The 18880-nt window shown below is 71.3% G+C and carries 21 protein-coding genes and 1 tRNA gene; 8 read left to right on the plus strand and 14 right to left on the minus strand.

Annotated elements, in window-relative coordinates:
• The first annotated feature begins 55 nt into the window (after nucleotides 1–55).
• Nucleotides 56–1276, plus strand: a complete 1221-nt coding sequence (locus AB0B76_RS22155; RefSeq protein ID WP_360378066.1) for a GNAT family N-acetyltransferase — start codon at nucleotides 56–58, stop codon at nucleotides 1274–1276.
• A gap of 87 nt (nucleotides 1277–1363) precedes the next feature.
• Nucleotides 1364–1834, plus strand: coding sequence for a hypothetical protein (locus tag AB0B76_RS22160; protein ID WP_360378068.1), 471 nt, complete (start codon nucleotides 1364–1366; stop codon nucleotides 1832–1834).
• A 4-nt stretch (nucleotides 1835–1838) separates the two neighbouring features.
• On the opposite strand, the gene AB0B76_RS22165 is transcribed toward AB0B76_RS22160, so the two are convergent.
• The 8 genes from AB0B76_RS22165 to AB0B76_RS22200 form a co-directional block, all read right to left on the minus strand.
• Entirely contained in the window at nucleotides 1839–2306 is a 468-nt protein-coding gene (locus AB0B76_RS22165) for a ribose-5-phosphate isomerase (RefSeq protein ID WP_360378070.1), read from the minus strand.
• Between the two features lie 13 nt (nucleotides 2307–2319).
• Nucleotides 2320–2514 (minus strand): hypothetical protein, encoded by a 195-nt coding sequence (locus AB0B76_RS22170; protein WP_360378073.1) that lies wholly within the window; start codon nucleotides 2512–2514, stop codon nucleotides 2320–2322.
• A 54-nt stretch (nucleotides 2515–2568) separates the two neighbouring features.
• Complete coding sequence (locus AB0B76_RS22175; protein WP_360378076.1) at nucleotides 2569–3747, minus strand: DUF1015 family protein; 1179 nt, start codon at nucleotides 3745–3747, stop codon at nucleotides 2569–2571.
• A 17-nt stretch (nucleotides 3748–3764) separates the two neighbouring features.
• Complete coding sequence (locus AB0B76_RS22180) at nucleotides 3765–4034, minus strand: hypothetical protein (protein ID WP_360378078.1); 270 nt, start codon at nucleotides 4032–4034, stop codon at nucleotides 3765–3767.
• A 134-nt stretch (nucleotides 4035–4168) separates the two neighbouring features.
• Complete coding sequence (locus AB0B76_RS22185; protein ID WP_360378568.1) at nucleotides 4169–4582, minus strand: ATP-binding protein; 414 nt, start codon at nucleotides 4580–4582, stop codon at nucleotides 4169–4171.
• 87 nt (nucleotides 4583–4669) lie between these two features.
• The gene (locus AB0B76_RS22190; protein ID WP_360378081.1) at nucleotides 4670–4999 is read right to left on the minus strand and encodes a DUF3817 domain-containing protein; all 330 of its coding nucleotides are present in this window, start codon (nucleotides 4997–4999) and stop codon (nucleotides 4670–4672) included.
• Between the two features lie 5 nt (nucleotides 5000–5004).
• Nucleotides 5005–5367 (minus strand): hypothetical protein, encoded by a 363-nt coding sequence (locus tag AB0B76_RS22195; RefSeq protein ID WP_360378084.1) that lies wholly within the window; start codon nucleotides 5365–5367, stop codon nucleotides 5005–5007.
• A gap of 15 nt (nucleotides 5368–5382) precedes the next feature.
• Nucleotides 5383–6012 (minus strand): disulfide bond formation protein DsbA, encoded by a 630-nt coding sequence (locus AB0B76_RS22200; protein WP_360378086.1) that lies wholly within the window; start codon nucleotides 6010–6012, stop codon nucleotides 5383–5385.
• Nucleotides 6013–6197: 185 nt separating this feature from the next.
• On the opposite strand from AB0B76_RS22200, the gene pepN reads away from it, so the two are divergent.
• Nucleotides 6198–8741, plus strand: a complete 2544-nt coding sequence (gene pepN, locus AB0B76_RS22205; RefSeq protein WP_360378088.1) for an aminopeptidase N — start codon at nucleotides 6198–6200, stop codon at nucleotides 8739–8741.
• A 204-nt stretch (nucleotides 8742–8945) separates the two neighbouring features.
• Here pepN and AB0B76_RS22210 read toward each other — a convergent pair whose 3' ends face one another.
• Together AB0B76_RS22210 and AB0B76_RS22215 are read right to left on the minus strand one after the other, a co-directional pair.
• Nucleotides 8946–9350: a DUF5130 family protein gene (locus AB0B76_RS22210; protein WP_360378091.1), complete on the minus strand. Its 405-nt coding sequence runs from the start codon at nucleotides 9348–9350 to the stop codon at nucleotides 8946–8948.
• A complete protein-coding gene (locus AB0B76_RS22215; protein WP_360378093.1) occupies nucleotides 9337–9645 on the minus strand; it encodes a hypothetical protein in 309 nt (102 codons plus the stop codon). The genes AB0B76_RS22210 and AB0B76_RS22215 overlap by 14 nt, the downstream gene beginning before the upstream one ends.
• A 96-nt stretch (nucleotides 9646–9741) precedes the next feature.
• Here AB0B76_RS22215 and kynU point away from each other — a divergent pair, with 96 nt between their 5' ends.
• Entirely contained in the window at nucleotides 9742–10992 is a 1251-nt protein-coding gene (gene kynU / locus AB0B76_RS22220; protein ID WP_360378095.1) for a kynureninase, read from the plus strand.
• A 169-nt stretch (nucleotides 10993–11161) separates the two neighbouring features.
• Here the strand turns inward: kynU and AB0B76_RS22225 are convergent, their stop codons facing one another.
• The gene (locus AB0B76_RS22225) at nucleotides 11162–11704 is read right to left on the minus strand and encodes an HNH endonuclease (RefSeq protein ID WP_360378097.1); all 543 of its coding nucleotides are present in this window, start codon (nucleotides 11702–11704) and stop codon (nucleotides 11162–11164) included.
• Nucleotides 11705–11918: 214 nt separating this feature from the next.
• On the opposite strand from AB0B76_RS22225, the gene AB0B76_RS22230 reads away from it, so the two are divergent.
• From AB0B76_RS22230 to AB0B76_RS22245, 4 genes are all read left to right on the plus strand, one after another.
• Nucleotides 11919–12953, plus strand: coding sequence for a mechanosensitive ion channel family protein (locus AB0B76_RS22230; RefSeq protein WP_360378100.1), 1035 nt, complete (start codon nucleotides 11919–11921; stop codon nucleotides 12951–12953).
• Between the two features lie 273 nt (nucleotides 12954–13226).
• Nucleotides 13227–14735 carry an MFS transporter gene (locus tag AB0B76_RS22235; protein WP_360378103.1) on the plus strand — a complete coding sequence of 503 codons (1509 nt, stop codon included), beginning with the start codon at nucleotides 13227–13229 and terminating at the stop codon, nucleotides 14733–14735.
• A gap of 4 nt (nucleotides 14736–14739) precedes the next feature.
• The gene (locus AB0B76_RS22240) at nucleotides 14740–15156 is read left to right on the plus strand and encodes a globin (RefSeq protein WP_360378106.1); all 417 of its coding nucleotides are present in this window, start codon (nucleotides 14740–14742) and stop codon (nucleotides 15154–15156) included.
• Nucleotides 15157–15262: 106 nt separating this feature from the next.
• Complete coding sequence (locus AB0B76_RS22245) at nucleotides 15263–15772, plus strand: hypothetical protein (protein ID WP_360378109.1); 510 nt, start codon at nucleotides 15263–15265, stop codon at nucleotides 15770–15772.
• Between the two features lie 50 nt (nucleotides 15773–15822).
• Here the strand turns inward: AB0B76_RS22245 and AB0B76_RS22250 are convergent.
• The 3 genes from AB0B76_RS22250 to AB0B76_RS22260 form a co-directional block, all read right to left on the minus strand.
• Nucleotides 15823–15898: transfer RNA gene (locus tag AB0B76_RS22250), tRNA-His, on the minus strand.
• A 53-nt stretch (nucleotides 15899–15951) separates the two neighbouring features.
• Nucleotides 15952–16590: an oligoribonuclease gene (gene orn / locus AB0B76_RS22255; protein WP_360378112.1), complete on the minus strand. Its 639-nt coding sequence runs from the start codon at nucleotides 16588–16590 to the stop codon at nucleotides 15952–15954.
• Between the two features lie 345 nt (nucleotides 16591–16935).
• Nucleotides 16936–18777 (minus strand): copper resistance protein CopC, encoded by a 1842-nt coding sequence (locus AB0B76_RS22260; RefSeq protein WP_360378115.1) that lies wholly within the window; start codon nucleotides 18775–18777, stop codon nucleotides 16936–16938.
• Nucleotides 18778–18880 lie beyond the last annotated feature (103 nt).

The raw sequence follows: 18880 nt of genomic DNA on the forward strand, positions 1-18880 counted from the left end.
TAACGAGCGCGCAAATCGGTCGCGCCGACCGGAGGTCACGAGGTAGACACAACCGATGAGCGACTATGTCCTGCGCACCGCGACGGAAGCCGACCTCGAGGCGATCGCGCGCGTGCGCCGCGAGGCGTTCGGCGCGACCGGCGAGTACAAACCCGAGGGAACGTACCGCTCCGTCTTCGAGGCCGGCCGCACCCACGTCGCCGAGCAGGACGGGCAGGTCGTGGCGGTCGCGGGCGCGTTCACCCGCGACCTGGCGGTGCCGGGCGCGGTGATCCCGGCGGCCCACGTCACCGGCGTGTCGGTCTCCGCGGTGCACACCCGCCAGGGGCTCCTCAGCCGCCTGATGGCGGCCCAGCTGACGGCCGCGCCCGAGGCCGTGGCGGTGCTGTGGGCCTCCGAGGGACGCATCTACCCGCGGTTCGGATACGGCCTCGCCGCCCAGAACGTCACCATGCGCGCCGATCGCCGGGACCTCAAGGTCACGGCCCGGCCGGCGCCCGGGACGTTGCGCTCGGGCAACCCGGCGGAGCTCGTCAAAGAGCTTTCCGAGGTGTACTCGCGCGTGCTTCCCGGCAAGCCCGGCTGGTCGAGCCGCGACGAGACCTGGTGGCGGCACCTGACCGCCGACCCGGAGCGCGAGCGCGGCGGCGGCACCAAGGCGCGCGCGGTGCTGTACGAGAACGCGGACGGGGTGGTGGAGGGCTTCGCGCGCTTCCGCATCGGCCCGGGCTGGGACGACAACGGCCCGAAGCAGGAGGTCAACGTCATCGAGGTGGTCGCCGGCACGCCCGCGGCCTACGCCGAGATCTACCGCTTCCTGCTGCGCATCGACCTCGCCCGCACCCTCGTGCAGGGCTGCACCAGCGCCGACGACCCGCTCTTCCACCTGGTCGACGAGCCGCGCCAGCTCGGCGCCAAGGCGGGCGACGGGCTCTGGCTGCGCATCATCGACGTGCCGCGGGCCCTCACGGCGCGCCGGTACGCCGCCCCGCTCGACGTCGTCTTCGAAGTCACCGACGCGCTGGTCCCGGGCAACGCGGGCCGCTGGCGGCTGCGCGCGGGCGCGGGCGGGGCGCTCGTCACCTGCACGCCCGCCGACGGCGAGCCCGACTTCACGCTCGGCATCACCGAGCTCGGCGCGGCCTACCTGGGCGGCACCCGCCTGGGCGCGTTGCACCTCGCGGGCCGCATCGACGAGCGCCGCCCGGGCGCCGTGGCCGCCGCGAGCACCGCGTTCGGCTGGCCCGTCGCCCCGTACTCGATCGAAATCTTCTGATTTCTCGGATGCTGCGGCCGCAGGCGGTAGATTCGGCGGATGGGTGGGATTCAGCGCCGGCGGCGCCGCATGCGGCAGCATCAACCGGTGACCACCCAGACCCCCGCGGAGCCCGAGGTCCCGGACGAGCCCGCGCCACCGGTCGAAGAGCCCCCCGCCCAGACGCCGGCCGCGCCACCCGCCGTGCCGCCGGCCGCGCCGCGGCCCTCGCCCCACCATCTCGCCGAGCTGTCGGGGACGTTCGCGATGACGGCCGCCGTGCATGACCCGGAGCCGGTCGAGGCGCCGCCGGCCGCGGCCGCCCCGGAGGACGACCACCACCTGCACCACCATCATCACCAGCACCACGACGAGGTGGTCTCCGAGCGGGGCCTGCGCGGCCTGGTCGGCGGCGGGGCGTCCCAGGTCTCGGTGTCGGCGGCCCTGCGCGCGCGGGATGCGGCGCGCCCGACGGACGCGGATCTGGCCGCGGCGGAGCGCGACCTGCAGATCATCCGCCGGGGCTGGGTGCCGCGCGAGGAGCTGACCCGGCCCGGCCGCCGCTCACCGACGTCGTGACGGGTTAGGGCAGCGGCGGCAGGACGCGGGAGTTGTCGTACTCCAGGACCTGCGCGATCCGTCGGGCGTGGCGCTCGTTGCCCGAGAACTTCGTCGACAGGAACGTCGTGACGAGGGTGGTCGCCTCGTCCAGGGTGTGCTGGCGCGCGCCGATCGCCACCACGTTCGCGTCGTTGTGCTCACGGGCGAGCTGAGCGGTCTCGACGTTCCAGGCCAGGGCGGCCCGCACGCCGGGGACCTTGTTGGCGGCGATCTGCTCGCCGTTGCCCGAGCCGCCGATCACCACGCCGAGGGCGGCGGGGTCGGCGACCACCCGGGCGCCCGTGTGGAAGCAGAAGACCGGGTAGTCGTCGTCCGGGTCGTACTTCGCCGGTCCGACGTCCACGACCTCGTAGCCCTGCAGCCCGAGGGCGCTGACCAGGTGCACTTTCAGCTCATAGCCGGCGTGGTCCGAACCAAGGTAGACGCGCATACCCGGCAGTCTGTCAGAGCCGGATCAACCCCAGGCACGAACCCGCCAGCAAGCCGCCGCCGAGCAGCACGAGCCCGAACACCCAGCCGGCGGTCGCGCCCGTCTTGAGCCGCAGAATCCGCCGGCGGTCCCAGACGAGCGCGGCCGCGGCGAACGCGCCGATTCCGCACGCGGCGATCATCGCCGCGATGAACATCTGCATCTGCATGTACACACCCCAGGCCTGAAGTACAGCGGCCTAGTGTGTACCACGATCGGGTGACTAGAACGAATCGAGCTGCGCCACCACGAGACCGGCCCGGGCCTTCGGGGTGAACCAGGTGCTCTTGCGCGGCATCTTCTGGCGGGCCAGGTTGACCGCCACGAACTCGTCCACCGTCACGGGGGCGATGAGCACGGCCAGCTCGGCACGGCCGGCGTCGACCTCGCCACGTAGCCACTCGGCGGGGTAGTCGCCCCCGACGTACGTGATCCGCTTGTCGCCCGGCTCCAGGCCGAACGCCTCGGCGAAGAGCCGGCGCTCGACGAGGGCGTGGTCGAGGTTGTCCACGACGCCCTGGTCGGCGGCCCGCGGCAGGCTCACCGACCAGGCGCCGTCGCGGGTGTAGAGGTGCACGCGCCCGCCGGTGGCCGGAACGCCGGCCGGGCCGGACAGCGGCTGCCGGTCGAGGTCGTCGAGCGATCCGGGCAGTTCCGAGACGAGACGGTTGTACGGCTGGATGGCCACCGACTCCGGGGTGGTGACGACGGCCAGGAAGCGCTCGTACCCGGCGGTCTGCGCGGCGAGGCTGCGGTGGTTGCCGTCGGCGACGACGAGCTCGCCGCCGCCGGCGAGGGCCAGGAGGCGGTCGCGGGTGGTGCCGGCGCCGACGGCCCAGATCTCGTGGGCGCGGCCGGACGGGTCGGTGTCGGTGACGGCGGGGCGGCCGGCGTCGGCCACGGCCTGGGCGAGCGCGGCGTGCAGGGCGTCACCGTGGGCGGTCTGCAGCAGCAGGACCGGCGACAGCAGGTGCCCGGTGGCCTCGGCGAGGGCGACGCGCTCGCGGACCTTCTCGATGAAGACGTCCTCGTTGCGGATGACCGAGCCGGGCTCGTCGGCGCTCGTCGAGATCTGGTCGGTGGCGACCATGCACCACAGGCCGTAGGCGCGGGCGCCGTCGGGCGCGGTGATCCGGTAGAGCACCACGACGTCGTCGGCGGGTGCGTAGTGGCCGTCCTCCTTCGCCGCGCGCAGGCGCTCGACGGCGTCGGGGAGGCAGTCGAGGAACGGGCGGCCGACGCTGTCGGGGGCCCGGTGCGGCATCTCGACCGCCAGGGCGCTGGCGGGGTTGGCGGCGATGATCGCGGTGATCTCCGCGTCGTCGGCGAACTCGTCGTAGTTCTGCGCGCCGGTCCCTCCGGTGGAGAGCCAGGCGTGGGCGATCGGGTGCGCAACCGTCATGCGTACGACGCTATAGGTCAGCCGACGTGGGCCGCGGCACGGGGGTTTGCCCGTCCCGGGCCCCGAGACGATTCTGCCGGCGAAGCGTCCATGAATCGACTTGGGTGGATCGAAGTGCGGCGCGGGGCGCCGGCGGCCACCGTGTCGAAGCGCACGACGACGGGCGGCGCCAGGAGCGCGCTCACGTCGTCGGGCAGCGAGGGCAGCTCGTCCTTCCAGGTCCGTTCCTGGACGGTGCAGCGGGTCTCAGACATGGTCTCGGCCTTCTCCAGAACTTTCGTCGTCACCGGGTGCAACGGCACCCGTCCGTGCGGTTGCCGCACTCGATGTGCGACTTCCAGAGAACTACACGGATCCGCCGCGGCAAGGGTTCTGTCGGCGGCGCGGCACGAAAAAGGGACGTTAGGACAAGGCGCGGGCCCTAAGAGAAGACCGGCGTCGTACGGGTCAGCAGCTTGACGATCCGAAGAGCCATCCCGCGCGGATGATGGCGGCGCAGCTCCACCATGTCGGACAGGGCATGGATGATCTTCAGGCCGCGGCCGCTCTCGGAGTCGGGCCCGACGTCCCTGGGGGTCACGCTGTCCGGGCCCGCGCCCTCGTCGACGACGTCGATGATGCAGCGATCCTCGTGGATGGTGACCGTCACCTCGTAGTCGGCCCCGGTCTCGGCGTGCTGGACCGCGTTGGCGCACGCCTCGCCGACGGCCAGGCCGATGTCCTCACGGCAGTCCGTGGTCACGGAGAAGACGGCCAGCGCCGCGTCGAGCACCCGCCGGGTCAGCGGAACGGTGGTGGTATCCCTGGGCAGAGAAAGCGAAAGCCGGACTTCCATGCCCACGGGAAACTCCCCTCGCGCCGCCAATTCGGTTGCACCGTAAGGATGCCCCGCACGGAAGAGGAGGAAACTTACAGCTCGCGTTCAGGCGGCGGTGCGCACCGGCTCGGGGGCCGCGGCGGCACGCACCCGGCGGGTCACCACGCGCTCGGCCACGAACGACAGGAACGGCACCGTCCCGGCCAGCAGCACCAGCACGGTGAAGCCGATCTTCCAGCGCGCCCGGCGGGCCAGGTCGGCCGCGAGCAGCAGGTACACCATGTAGAGGAAGCCGTGCGCGGGCCCGACGATCGCGACGATCGTCTCGTCGTCGCTGGTGTACTTCAGCACCGTGCCGACCGTGAGGACGATCAGCAGCACGCCGACGATCCAGGCCACGACCCGGTAGCGGGTGAGGGCGGGGTTGAGGTTCATCTGCTTCATCCTGGGAAGTCGCTCGAGCGGCGGTCGGGGTTGGCGGCGAGCCAGGCCAGCATCCGGTTGTACTGGGCGAGCTCCGGATCGTCGTCGTCGACGGGCGCGGCGACCGGCACGCGTGGCCGCAGCGGGGCCGGGCCGGGCTTCGGCGGCGCGCCGGTCCCGCGGGCGTCGCGGATCGCGCGGGCCCAGAGGAACACGACGAAGACCGCGAAGAGCGGCCACTGGACGGTGTACGCCCAGCTGAGCATGTTCCCCGCGGTGGCCCTCTGGTACTGCCACACACAGGCGGCCATGCACACGGCCACCCCGACGAGTGTCAGGACATGCCCGAGCACCCATCGGGGAGTGAAGAACTGCCGCACAAGTAGCCAGGCTACTCAGTCGAAGACCGGACCCACGTCGCGGGTGCGCTTGATCTCGTAGAAGCCGGGGGTGCCGGCGACCAGGAGCGTGCCGTCCCACAGGCGGCCGGCGGCCTCACCCTTCGGGCGCGGGGTGACGACGGGGCCGAAGAATGCGATGAGGTTGCCGTCCGGGCCCGGCACGTGGATGACCGGCGTGCCGACGTCCATGCCGACCGGGTTCATCCCGGCGAAGTGGCTCTCCCGCAGCTGCGCGTCGAACTCGGTCGACTCCCCGTACTCGGCCAGGTCGGCCGGCAGGCCCGCCTCGACGAGCGCGGCGCGGTACAGCTCGTCGCCGAGCTCCTGCTTCTCGTGGTGGATGCGGTTGCCCAGGGCCGTGTAAAGCGGACGAAGTACATCATTTCCGAACTTCTGCTCCGCGGCGATGGCCACCCGGACCGGCGCCCAACCCTTTGCCAGACCCTCCTTGTACTTCTCCGGCAGTTCGTCGCGGCCCTCGTTGAGAATCGAGAGGCTCATTACGTGGAAACGCACGTCGACCGGGCGTACCTGCTCGACCTCGAGCAGCCAGCGGGAGGTGATCCAGGCCCACGGGCAGCGCGGGTCGAACCACATGTCGGCGATGACGCGGTCTTCGGCCATGACGGTGACCACCTCACTAGTGAAAGAGTCGGAAACCCGATCCGATCCTTACGCAACCCGCGCGCGAGGCACCACTTCGGGCAGGAGTGACCTGAGCCACTCCCCCAGTCTCCTCCGCGAGCATGGAACACTCGGGGTGACGCCGTCGACGGGGACGGCAACAGCGAAACGACAGGAGACGACACGTGGCCGGTGTACGCAACCTACGCCAGGTCGAAGCCGTCGAGCGGGCCCGCCTGCTCGGCGTGACGGCGTACGACATCAGCCTCGACCTGACCGACGGCGCCGGGAATCCGGGGGAGGGCACGTTCCGGTCGACCACCGAGGTGCGCTTCACCTGCCGGGAGCCGGGGGCGGGGACCTTCATCGAGGTCGCCGCGGTGGCCGTGCACGGTGCCACGCTCAACGGCGCGCCCGTCGACGCGAGCGGCTGGTCCACCGAGCGCGGCCTGGTCCTGTCCGGGCTGCAGGCCGACAACGTGCTCGTCGTGAACGCCGAGTTCGCGTACTCCGCGACCGGCCAGGGCCTGCACCGCAGCGTCGACCCCGTGGACAAGGAGGTGTACCTCTACAGCCAGTTCGAGACGGCCGACGCCCAGCGCGCCTTCGCCTGCTTCGACCAGCCGGACCTCAAGGCGGAGTTCACCTTCCGCGTGACCGCGCCCGCGCACTGGAAGGTCATCTCCAACATGCCGCTGGAGCGGCAGGAGGGCCTCGTGCGGCACTTCCAGGCCACGCCGCGGATGAGCACCTACATCACCGCCGTGTGCGCCGGGCCCTACCACGAGGTCCGCGACACGCACGACGGCATCGACCTGGGCGTGTTCTGCCGGCAGTCGATGAAGCAGTACCTCGACGCCGATGACATCAACCTCGTGACGAAGCAGGGCTTCGACTTCTTCCACGAGGAGTTCGGCATCCGTTATCCGCTGCCGAAGTACGACCAGGTGTACTCCCCGGAGTTCAACGCCGGCGCGATGGAGAACTTCGGCTGCGTGGTCCACGCCGAGCAGCACTACATCTTCCGCTCGCCGGTCACCGACTTCGAGTACGAGCAGCGCGCGAACACGATCCTGCACGAGCTCGCGCACATGTGGTTCGGCGACCTCGTGACCATGCGCTGGTGGGACGACCTGTGGCTGAACGAGTCGTTCGCGGAGTGGGCCAGCCACTGGTGCAACACGCACGCGACCCGCTTCACCGACGCGTGGACGACGTTCCTGTCGGTGCGCAAGAACTGGGGCTACCGGCAGGACCAGCTGTCCTCGACGCACCCGGTCTACACGGAGATGCCCGACGTCGAGGCGGTCGAGGTCAACTTCGACGGCATCACCTATGCCAAGGGCGCCAGCGTGATCAAGCAGCTGGTCGCGTACGTGGGCATCGACGCCTTCCGCAGCGGCCTGCGCGCCTACTTCCAGCAGCACCAGTGGGGCAACGCCACCTTCGACGACCTGCTGAGCGCGCTCGAGTCGGCCAGCGGCAAGGAGCTGCGCAAGTTCGCCGCCCAGTGGCTGGAGACGGCCCAGGTGAACACGCTGCGGCCGGAGATCACGGTCGCGGCCGACGGCACCTATGAGCGCGTCGTGGTGCGCCAGGAGGCGCCGGCCGCCTACCCGACGCTGCGCACGCACCGCATCGGCATCGGCCTGTACGACCTGTCCGGCGGGGCGCTGGTGCGCCGCGCCCTGGTCGAAGCCGACGTCGACGGCGAGCAGACCGAGATCGCCGCGCTCGCCGGGGTGCGTGCGGCCGATGTGCTGCTGCTCAACGACGACGACCTCACGTACGCCAAACTGCGCCTCGACCCGGCCTCGATGTCGGTCGTCGTCGAGCACATCGACGGGCTGGACAACTCGCTGGCCCGGGCGCTGGTGTGGTCGGCCTCGTGGGACATGGTCCGCGACGCCGAGCTCGCCGCGCGCGACTACGTGAAGCTCGTCGGGACCGGCCTGGCCGCCGAGCGCGACATCAACCTCGTCACCGCGACCATCCGCCAGGCCCAGTCGGCGCTGGTGTTCTACGCCGACCCGGCGTGGGCGCCGCAGGGCTGGGCCCAGCTGGCCCGCACGGCCCGCGCGGCGCTCGACACCGCCGAGCCGGGCAGCGGCTTCCAGCTGGCCTGGGCCCGCTCGTTCGCGGCGGCCGCGCGCAGCGAGGCCGACCTGGCGGTGCTGGCCGGCTGGCTGCGCGGCGACGACGTGCCGCCCGGCCTCACCATCCAGGCCGACCTGCGCTGGGGCATCCTGCACTCGCTGATCGCGGCGGGCGCGGCCGACCCGGCCCAGATCGAGGCCGAGCTGGACCGCGACCGCACCGCGAGCGGCGAGCGGCAGGCGGCGCTGGCCCGGGCGCTGGTGCCGACGGCGGAGTCGAAGGACGAGACCTGGCGCCGGCTCACCGAGGACCACGCCCTGCCGAACTGGCTGCAGCGCTCGATGCTGCAGGGCTTCCAGCACTCGGCGCAGACGCGGCTGACGGCCTCGTTCGTGCCGGCGTACTTCGACGCGCTGCTGCCCGTGTGGGAGAACCGCGACAGCGAGCCGGCGGCCGAGTTCGTCGAGATGGCCTACCCGGCCTACCAGGTGAGCGAGGACACCGTCGCGCGCACCGAGGCCTGGCTCGCCACCCCGGACAAGCCGGCCCCCTTGCGCCGCCTCGTCGGCGAGGGCCGCGACGGCATCGTGCGAGCCCTCAAGGCCAGGGCCAAGGACGCCGAAGCCTCCTGACGACCCAAGGCAAAAAAGGCGGCGCGTTCTCGAAGAGAGCGCGCCGCCTTTCTCTGTTTAGCTATGTCCGGTAGGACCAGGTGCGGTCCGTGAAGGCCCGGAGCCGAACGAACCCGGCCCCTTCGCCCCCGAACGGGCGACCCGCGTGTGGGAGGGGGTTTGGGTGGAGCGGAGCTCCCCCAAGTGGGGAGCGCAGCGCGAAACTCAGTGCTTGCCGGCGTGGTCCGCGAGCTGGGCCAGGCCCGACACCAGACCGCCCGCCAGGTCCCCGCCGCCGAAGGACGCCGCCATCGACAGGGCCGCCAGCTTCGCCGCGCGGTCCGGCAGCCGGCGCCGCGCCTCGCCGCCGGTCACGATCTCCAGCACGCGCTGGTTCGGCGACAGGGCGATCAGCACGGTGTTCGCCGGGTCGGCGAGCTGCCCGTGCAGCTTCTCCGCGTAGGCCCGCCCCGGCTCCTCGAGGTCGCCGACGTAGATGCTGAAGGTCAGCCCGGTCGACGAGTCGGCCAGGCGCAGCGCCTCGTCCAGGCGCAGCAGCTGGCGCGTGGTGAACGGGCCGTTGAGGACTTCGGGCCGACCGGTCAGGCCGGCCGGGCTACCACCGGTCACTTGCGCCTCCGATGACTTGCGGCTGCGTCCGGTCGCCCGACCAGTCGGTCGTGCCGGAGGCATTGCCGCCTGCGGTCAGTTCCGCCCGCCGCACACCGGTGAGCTCGCGGGCGTGCGCCGCCTCGGTCTGCTGCTCGGGCGCGGAGAGGAACCAGACGGGCGTGAAATCGAACGGCCGTCCGGGCCGGTAGCGCCGGCTACGGCGGGAACCCCCCGCGTAGACGGCGCCCGCGATGAGCAGGATGACCGCAGCCGGAATCCCGGCAAAGATCAGCGTCGTCTCGATGATGGACAAGCTCAACGCCCCCAGGCGTCGAAGGGACTAAAAGACCGGCTTCACGTTAGCGGGCGGCAATGACCAGCCGGTTGCCGGGGGCCTACCGTCACTGACATGGACCTCTCGCGCCAGCATGCCGAATCGCTCGACGCCCACGACCCTATCGGACATTTCCGGGCGCGATTCTACATTCCGGACAGCGAGCTCGTGTACTTCGACGGCAACTCCCTGGGCCGGCTGCCGCTGGCCACGCGCGAGCGGCTCCGCGACGCGATCGACCGCGAGTGGGGTAACGACCTGATCCGCGGCTGGGACACGTGGATGGACCTGGCCCGCTCCGTCGGTGACCTGCTGGCTTCGTCGGTACTGCACGTGCTTCCCGGCGAGGTGGTGCTCTCGGACTCCACGAGCGTCAACGCGTACAAGCTGGCCGCCGCGGCGCTCGATGCCCGCCCGGGCCGCGGCGTGATCGTCACCGACGACGACAACTTCCCCACCGACCGGTACGTGCTGGAGGGCCTGGCCAAGGCGCGCGGCCTCGAGCTGCGGGTGGTCGCGACCGACATCGACGCGGGCGTGGACCCGCAGCGGGTGGCCGCGGCGCTGGACGACGACGTCGCGCTGGTCTGCCTGTCCCACGTGGCCTACCGCTCCGGCGCGGTCGCCGACATGGTGGCGATCACCACTGCGGCGCACCGGGTGGGCGCCCTCACACTGTGGGATCTGTGCCACTCCGCGGGGGCGGTGCGGGTGCCGCTGCGCGAGTCCGGGGCGGATCTCGCGGTGGGGTGCACGTACAAGTACCTCAACGCGGGCCCGGGCGCGCCCGCGTTCCTCTACGTGCGCGAGGACCTGCAGGCCTCGCTGCGGCAGCCGATCTGGGGCTGGTTCGGCCGGCGGGACCAGTTCGCGATGGGGGACGGCTACGACCCGGCGGACTCGATCGACCGGTTCCTGGTGGGCACGCCGCCGGTGCTGGGCGGGTACGCGGCGCTGGAAGGCGTCCGCATCACGGCCGAGGCCGGCATCGACGCCCTGGCCGCGAAGGGTGCGGCGCTGACCGGCTACGCGATCGGGCTGGCCGAGGCATGGCTGGGCGACCGGCTGACGCTCGCCGGCCCGCGGGACGCCGCGCGGCGGGGCAGCCACGTGACGTTCCGCGCGCCGGAGGCCTGGCCGATCTGCCAGGCGCTCAAGGCGGCCGGCGTGATCCCGGACTTCCGCACGCCGGAGCGGCTGCGGATCGGGCTGGCGCCGCTGTACACCCGCTTCGCCGACGTGCACGAGGGCATGCGACGGCTGCGGGAGATCGTGACGTCCGGCGCCTACTCGGCGTTCACGGCGGAGCTCGGCCGGGTGACCTGAGGCTCTAGGGGCTGTGTCGAACTGGGGGTCGGAGCGAGGCGAGGCTCAGGCGTCGGCTGGGGCCGCGCCGGGCGCGCCCCGATACCTGGGTTGTATCGGGGTGTGACCGCTACGGTTCCCGGCGGCGCCTGAGTCCGCCGCAGCCCGGCCATCCACTTCGACACAGCCCCTAGGCCGCCTGCGGCACGCCGTCGACGGGCAGGTCCAGCCAGTCGGCCCAGCGCGGGTCGGGCGTGCGGTGCCCGAGCACCCGCCAGGCCACGCCCTTGGGCGCGATGGGGCTGGCATGCAAACGCCAGCCGAGTTCGGCTGGCGTTTTGTCACCTTTGGTGTGGTTGCAGCGGGCGCAGGCGGCGACGACGTTCTCCCAGGCGTGCCGCCCGCCCCGGCTGCGTGGCATCACGTGGTCGATGGTCTCGGCCGGGCCGCGGCAGTAGGCGCAACGCCATCCGTCGCGGGCGAATATTCCGCGGCGGGAGAGGCCTATGTGCGTGCGGTACGGCACCCGCACGTAGCGGGTGAGCCGGACCACGGACGGCACCGGCAGCTCGTTCATCGCACTGTGGAGGATCCCGTCACCGTCGGCGACACATACGGCCTTCGACGTCAGGACCAGGATGGTGGCACGTCTGACAGACACGACACACAACGGCTCGTAGGTGGCATTCAGCACCAGCGCACCCGATACTCGTGCGGGTCGTATGTCAGGCATCGCCGTCCCCCTAAAACGTAAGGAAGTCTCCCTGGAAATGGCCACGTAACGTCTGCTTGCGAGCCCACCGGCGGTGGCCCGTGGGCTAATCGTCCCTGATAGATCCTCGGATTGCACGTACTATTTGCGGCCGGCGGGTGAACCTTCGCCCGTGACCCCCGGCGTTTGTGCGGACTTGCCCCGGTTCGCCCCGGTTTGCTGCTAGAGGAGTGACGTGATCGGCCCCATCGCGATGCCGCTGGAGGAGACGCCGAAGCCCGCGAGCCTGCCGAGCTGTGCGGACAAATCCGGTTTCTGCGACTTCGTCTGGGACCAGACCAAGAACAAGTGGCTGGCCGAGAGCAGCTACTGGGCGCTGGTCAAGCCGCTGACGATCATCGTGATCATCATCATCGCCCTCATCATCCGTGCGCTCGTCCACCGGGCCATCGACCGGCTGATCCGGCACACGATCAGCGACAACGAGGCCGGCGGCTCGGTGCTGCGGCCGCTGCGCAAGCGGCTCCCGACCCTCGCCGCCCCCTCGGAGCGGCGCAACCAGCGCGCCCGGGCGCTCGGCTCGGTGCTGCGCAGCATCGCCTCCGCGGTCGTGTTCTCGATCGCCACGATGCTCGTGCTCGGCGAGATCGGCATCAACCTCGCCCCGCTGCTGGCCAGCGCCGGCATCGCGGGCCTGGCCATCGGCTTCGGCGCGCAGAACCTGGTCAAGGACTTCATCGCCGGGCTGTTCATGCTCCTGGAGGACCAGTACGGCGTCGGCGACGTGGTCGACGTCGGCGAGACCACCGGCACCGTCGAGGCGGTCGGGCTGCGCATCACCACGATCCGCGACGCCGGGGGCGTGGTCTGGTACGTGCGCAACGGCGAGATCGTGCGGGTCGGCAACAAGAGCCAGGGCTGGGCCGTGGTCAACATCGACGTGCCGGTCGGGTTCGTCTCGGTCGAGCAGGCCACCGCGGTGCTGCAGGCGACGGCCGACGAGTTCGGCACCGACCCGGACTACGCCGACGACTTCATGGACCCGCCGAAGGTGCTCGGCGTGGAGCAGCTCACCGCCGAGGGCGCGGTGCTGCGGACCACGGTGAAGACGTCGAACGAGGCGCAGTGGCGCATCGGGCGCGAGCTGCGCCGGCGGCTGACCGAGTCGCTGGAGCGGGCCGGGATCACGGCCCAGCTGACGGCGGCGCGCATGTACATCCGCCCGGCCAACGGCGACGGCGGCGAGACGGGCCAGGCCGGCCCCACCTGATCCGGGGCGACCCACCCGCTTGCCCCTTTGCGAATCGCCACCCGGCAGAAGTGGCCATACCTCCATTCCTGTACCGATCGGGGGTATTTGTCCAATCTCGCGGTCATCTGTGATCAACCCGGAGGGTAGGGTCGCGCGTCGGGTGGTCAGTCGGTTATCGTCCGTTCGTTCAGGTGCATCGCTGCACAGTGTCCCGGTCCGCCGCCGTTGACCCCTCTCGGGCGGATTGACCGGTTCGGCCGCGCCCGCGAACGTTCCGCCGCCGTCGCGACCATGGGGAAGGGGGCTCTGCCGGTGCCGAACGACGCCTCCGCCCAGCGCCCCGCGACGATCCGCGAGACCCTCGCCAACCGCGAGTACGCCGCGGTCTTCGCGGCCCAGGCGCAGTCGAGCCTCGGCGACAACGTGGCCCGCGCGGCGGTCGTCGCGCTGGTGTACCGCCAGACGAACTCCCCGATCCTGTCCGCCGCCGCGTTCGCGGTGAGCTACCTGCCGTGGCTGGGCGTCGGGGCGCTCCTGGCGGCCTGGGCCGAGCGCCACCCGTACCGCCGCACCATGATCGGTTGCGACCTGCTGCGCGCCGGCATCATGCTCGCGCTCGCCGCGCTCCCCGGCCTGCCGACCGGCCTCATCATCGCGCTGCTGTTCGGCAACGCGCTGCTGAGCCCGCCGTTCGACGCCTCCCGCTCGGCGCTCATGCCGCAGCTGCTGCACGGCGAGCAGTACGTCACCGCGATCGTGCTCAACCGCACCACCGGCCAGGTCTCGCTCATCGCCGGCTACGCGCTGGGCGCCGTGCTCGTGGCGGTCAACGGCTCGCTGGCCCTGCTCGTCAACGGGCTCACGTTCGCGGTCTCGGCGCTGGTGATCTCGCTGCTGGTGCGCGAGCGCCAGCCCGAGCTCAAGCCCGAGCAGCACACCAACCTGCTGCGCGAGGCGGCCGACGGCTACCGGGTCGTGTTCCGCTCGCCGGTCATGCGCTCGATCGCGCTCGTCGTGTTCTGCGGCGTGTGCTTCGGCGTGGTTCCCGAGGGCCTGGCCGCGGCCTGGGCCGCCCACCTCGCCGGGCACTCCGACGCGTTCGGCTTCGGCGTCATCATGACCGCGGCTGCGGCCGGGTTCGTGATCGGCAGCGCGCTGATCACCTGGCTGCTGCCGCCCCAGCGGCGGGTCGCGCTGATCCGGCCGCTGGCGATCATCACGCCGCTCGCGCTCGTGCCGGCGCTGCTCGACCCGAGCCTGCCGGCGATCGTCGTCATGACCGTGGTTGCCGGGGCCTCGCTGGCCATCACGCTCCCGGCCGGCAACGGGCTCTTCGTGCAGGTGCTCCCGCCGGCGTACCGGGCCCGCGCGTTCGGCGTCATGCAGAGCGGCGTGCACCTGCTGCAGGGCGGGGCGATCGTGCTCACCGGCTGGCTGGCGACCTACTACCCGCTGCCGGACGTCGTGGGGTATTTCGGCATCGCCGGCCTCGCCGCCACCGTGCTGATCATCGCCTCCTGGCCGGCCCAGGCCACCATCGCCGACGCGATCGCGGCCAACAAGGTCCGGGCCGCGGCCGCACAGTACGCCGCGGCGCACGGCGGCATCGACGACCTCGGCGAGGTCACGATCGACCTGGCCCGGGTGGCCCTGCCGGCCCGCCGCCGCCCCTCCCCCGGCCCGCGCCGCGAGCCGCCGATGGCCGACCCCGCCGAGCGCACCGTCGACCTGACCGAGCGCACCACGGAGCTCGGCGGCCTCCCGCCCGCGCCACCCTCCCAGGCCGCGCGGCATAGTTGACGGCGTGACGTCCCCCAACTTCTACGAGCTCGTCGGTGGCGAGCCGACCTTCCACAAGCTCGTCGACGAGTTCTACGCCGGCGTGGCCGAGGATCCGATCCTGCGTCCGCTGTACCCCGAGGAGGACCTCGGCCCGGCCAACGAGCGCTTCCGGCTGTTCCTGATCCAGTACTGGGGCGGCCCGTCGACGTATTCGGAGAACCGCGGCCACCCGCGCCTGCGGATGCGCCACGCGCCCTTCCGGATCGCCTCGGCCGAGCGCGACGCCTGGCTGCGGCAGATGCGCCGGGCGGTCGACGCGATCGCGCTCCCGCCCGACCAGGAGGCGGTGCTCTGGGACTATCTGGAGCGCGCCGCCCACTTCATGGTCAACGCCGACGACCCGGAAGAATCGGACTCCACGACCATTTCGGTGCTTTAGCGTACTTTTCGTTTCCTTTCTCCACGTTTCGCGTTGTCCTGGCTATGTGCCGCCGTCTCCGGCGGCACGGTCTGGCATCACGTGAACCGACCGAGGAGACGCCTGCATGCGCCGACGCCTGATCGCCGCTGCCGCCACAGCAATGGCCGCTTTCGCGGTCGCCATTCCCGCCTCCGCCGCGCTCAACCAGCCGAGCCAGGTGTCCACCAACCCCGCCGACTTCACGCCGAACGTCCTCGGCGGCGAGGTGCGCGCGCTCGCGCTGGTCGGTGACGACCGGCGCGGTCGACCCGGCCTTCGACCTGAAGCTGACTTCGACCCGACCGGCACCTACGCGACGATCGTGGCGACGGGCCGCAAGGGGGGCGCCGAACTGATGTGTGACACGGCGGCGCGCTTCGACCTGCACGGCACCGGGATGCACAAGTCGCGGCCCGGTATCGCGGCGCTCAACCCGCTGTCGGGCAAGGCGACGACCTGGAACCCGCAGCGCAACCCGCGCGGTGTCGGGGCGCGGGCCCTGCTGGCGACGCCGCAGGGGCTCCTGGTGGGCTCGGACACGGAGCGGATCGGCAACGAGTACCACGGCCGTCTGGCCCTGATGCCGACGTCGTGACCCCGCTCAAGCGGAACGGCCCCCGTCCTTCGACGGGGGCCGTTCTCGTATGGGGTGACTGATGGGATTTGAACCCACGACACCCGGGACCACAACCCGGTGCTCTGCCAACTGAGCTACAGCCACCATGAACTCGCCCGCTAATAGTAGGGCATGGGGTGCGGGATTCGTCGACAGGGTTATGACGCGTTCGTGTCGCCTTCCCGGCTCAACTCGGCGGCGATCGCCTTGGCGGTGTCGACGTCCGGGCCGGGCAGCGGCACGAAGAGCGTGCGGCGGTAGTACTCCAGCTCACGGATGCTCTCGCGGATGTCGGCGAGGGCGCGGTGGGCGAGGCCCTTCGGCGGCTGGCCGAAGTACACGCGCGGGTACCAGCGCCGGCACAGCTCCTTGATCGAGGAGACGTCGATCATCCGGTAGTGCAGATGGTGGTCGAGGCGTGGCATGTCGCGGGCCAGGAAGCCGCGGTCCGTCGCGATCGAGTTGCCGCACAGCGGCGCCGTGCGCGGGTCGCGCACATGCTCGGTGATGTACGTCATGATGAGGTCCTCGGCCTCGGCGACCGTGACCGCGGAGGCCCGCACCGCCTCGGTGAGGCCCGACTTGCCGTGCATGTCCCGCACGACCTCGAGCATCCCGTCCAGCGCCGCGTCGTCGGCGTGGATCACCACGTCGACGCCCTCGCCGAGCACGTTCAGATCGGGGTCGGTCACCAGCGCTGCGACTTCGATCAGCGCGTCCTTCCCCAGATCGAGCCCTGTCATCTCACAGTCGATCCAGACCAAAAGATCACCCACACCGGACAGCCTAGTGTTCATCCGGCCGACTTCTCACTCCTCGGTGCAGGCAACCACTCGGAGTGCGCCTTGTCGTTACCAAATCCCGGCTCAATGTGGTCTGCGTCACTCACCGTGCGGCGGTGCTCGGCTCGGCGGCGTCCTGCTCCTCGCTCGCCGCGATCGGCGCCCAGGTGAACTGCAGCTCGATGTTCGGCATCGCCGGGAGCGGCGGGAGGTCGACGCTTCCGGCTGCGGCCCGGCTGCGGCCCGGCTGCTTCGGCCTCGTCCTTTTCCGCCTCCTCCACGACCGCCGAGCATGAGGCCGACGCCCGCCCGAACCAGACGCACGACCATGGCAGCGGCCGTGTGGGCCTTCTTCCGGGACTATTTGACCGGTACCTGCACCGTCACCGTCGTCTGGTTGAGGTCGTCGACCCGGGCCGTGAACTTGAACTCCCACGTGCCCGGGGAGGTCAGCGTGACCTGGCCGAGCGAGTGGTCGTCGCCGACGGCGAGGACCGGCACGGTGAGCGGCTCGATGCCCTTGGCGGGCAGCGCGGCCGTCGCCTTCCACTCGACGACCGTCTGCGGGCCGGAGCCGTCGGGCTTGACCGCGTACAGGTGGATGGAGTTCGGCCCGACGGTCGCCGGGGAGATGTCGACCTGGAGCTTGAGCAGGCTGGTGGAGACCACCGTGTCGAACGGGCCGGGCGGGGTGTCGCTGGTACCGCTGCGGGCCGGGCTCGTCTGGACGAGCACCGAGGTCAGCGCGAGGACGACCACGGCGATGGCGACCTCGATGATGACCGCGGCGCGCAGGCGGCGGCGGTCGGCGTCCTCGATCCGGGGCGGCTGGACCTGCGCTTCCTGCAGTTCCGCTTCGGCCGCTTCTGTTTCCGCTTCTGTCGCGTCTTCTGCCGCGTCCGAATCCGCCGCTTCGGCTTCCGCTTCTGCCGCGCCCGGTTCCGCCGCCTCTGCCGGTATTCCCGCCGCTCCTATTTCCGCCGCTGCCAGTTCCGCCGGCTCCGCTTCCGCCACGGCTGGAGCGAAGCGGCGGTTCGTGATGCTGCGCGAGTACGCCGCGACGCCGACCACGACCGCCAGGAGCGCGACCTTGGCGATGACGATCTGGCCGTACGTCGTGCCGGTCAGCGCATCGAGGGTGCCGATCTCCACGAGCGCCTGCGCGGTCCCGGCGAGCACGAGGACGGTGATCGCGAAGAGCGCCCAGCCCGACCACACCGGCACGATCGCACTCAGCTCGCGGGTGTTGGCCCGGCGCAGCAGGAAGCCGAAGAGCATGACGAGCCCGCCCAGCCAGATGGACATGGCCGCGAGGTGGGCGGCGTCGGCGACCACGGTGAGCGTGGGCACCGGCGAGGCGCTCGGGTGCCCGGAGATCGGCCAGGTCGCGAGCCCGACGATGCCCAGGATGACGAGCATGGTCTGGTCGAACTTGCCGGCCCGGCCGGTCAGCACGGGCCGGATCAGGATCGCGGTCGCGAGCACGACGCCGAGCCGCACCAGGTGCGCGGCCCCGAACGGGGTGCCCAGGACCTCGCGGGCGGCGGTGCCGGAGACGTCGAACAGGGACGTCCCGGCGGTGTAGGGGATCTGGATGTACAACTCCAGGATCGTGCTCAGCGCAAGCAGCCCGGCCCCGCCGAGCGCGAGGCGGCCCGGGTCGCGGGTGGACAGCCGGCGCGGCCAGAGCGCGAGCAGGATCAGCGCGGGCCCGACGAGCAGCACGAGACCGGCGAAGCCGAGGAACCGGGCGACGGACATCGCGTTCTTGACGACGCCGTCGGTCTGCACGTCCTTGCCGTCGTCGGCGTTCGGGGTGGCCGAGGGCTGGCCGAAGGAGAAGCTGTAGCCGCCGCTGACCGGGTGGCTGTCGGCGGAGATGACCCGGTAGCTGACCAGGTACGTGCCCTTGGGCCCGCCGGTCTTGAGCGGAATCACCAGCTCCTGATCGCGTACCGCGGGCTTGCCGGTATCCGCCCGGCTGCCGTCCGGGGCCACAACCTTGATCTTGTCGGCGACGAGCCGCACCTGCTCGCTGAAGGTCAGCGTCACCTCGCCGGGCATCTGGTCGAGCACCGTACCCGCGACCGGCGCGGTCTGCTCGAGCTCGGCGTGCGCGCTGGCGGGCGCGGCGGGCAGCACGAGGATGGCCAGGGCCCCGAGGAGCATCGCCAGAGGGACGGACCATCTGCGTCGGGTCATGAGCTCATGATTTCGCGCCGGTCATTCTGAGTTGGTCGCGGGTCACCCGCAAAAAGTTCCCGATCACTTCGAGTAGTGCCGCCAAGGCACTCCGCGATCGGCG

The sequence above is a fragment of the Dactylosporangium sp. NPDC049140 genome, assembly GCF_040648435.1.

What these genes read in the sequence shown, in the direction of transcription:
- AB0B76_RS22190 (WP_360378081.1), bottom strand. Translation starts at nt 4,999, where the DNA reads ATGAACCTCAACCCCGCCCTCACCCGCTACCGGGTCGTGGCCTGGATC.
- kynU (WP_360378095.1), top strand. Translation starts at nt 9,742, where the DNA reads ATGGACCTCTCGCGCCAGCATGCCGAATCGCTCGACGCCCACGACCCT.
- AB0B76_RS22170 (WP_360378073.1), bottom strand. Translation starts at nt 2,514, where the DNA reads ATGCAGATGCAGATGTTCATCGCGGCGATGATCGCCGCGTGCGGAATC.
- AB0B76_RS22185 (WP_360378568.1), bottom strand. Translation starts at nt 4,582, where the DNA reads ATGGAAGTCCGGCTTTCGCTTTCTCTGCCCAGGGATACCACCACCGTT.
- orn (WP_360378112.1), bottom strand. Translation starts at nt 16,590, where the DNA reads ATGAACACTAGGCTGTCCGGTGTGGGTGATCTTTTGGTCTGGATCGAC.
- AB0B76_RS22165 (WP_360378070.1), bottom strand. Translation starts at nt 2,306, where the DNA reads ATGCGCGTCTACCTTGGTTCGGACCACGCCGGCTATGAGCTGAAAGTG.
- AB0B76_RS22225 (WP_360378097.1), bottom strand. Translation starts at nt 11,704, where the DNA reads ATGCCTGACATACGACCCGCACGAGTATCGGGTGCGCTGGTGCTGAAT.
- AB0B76_RS22200 (WP_360378086.1), bottom strand. Translation starts at nt 6,012, where the DNA reads ATGGCCGAAGACCGCGTCATCGCCGACATGTGGTTCGACCCGCGCTGC.
- AB0B76_RS22155 (WP_360378066.1), top strand. Translation starts at nt 56, where the DNA reads ATGAGCGACTATGTCCTGCGCACCGCGACGGAAGCCGACCTCGAGGCG.
- AB0B76_RS22260 (WP_360378115.1), bottom strand. Translation starts at nt 18,777, where the DNA reads ATGACCCGACGCAGATGGTCCGTCCCTCTGGCGATGCTCCTCGGGGCC.
- AB0B76_RS22235 (WP_360378103.1), top strand. Translation starts at nt 13,227, where the DNA reads ATGGGGAAGGGGGCTCTGCCGGTGCCGAACGACGCCTCCGCCCAGCGC.
- AB0B76_RS22245 (WP_360378109.1), top strand. Translation starts at nt 15,263, where the DNA reads ATGCGCCGACGCCTGATCGCCGCTGCCGCCACAGCAATGGCCGCTTTC.
- AB0B76_RS22175 (WP_360378076.1), bottom strand. Translation starts at nt 3,747, where the DNA reads ATGACGGTTGCGCACCCGATCGCCCACGCCTGGCTCTCCACCGGAGGG.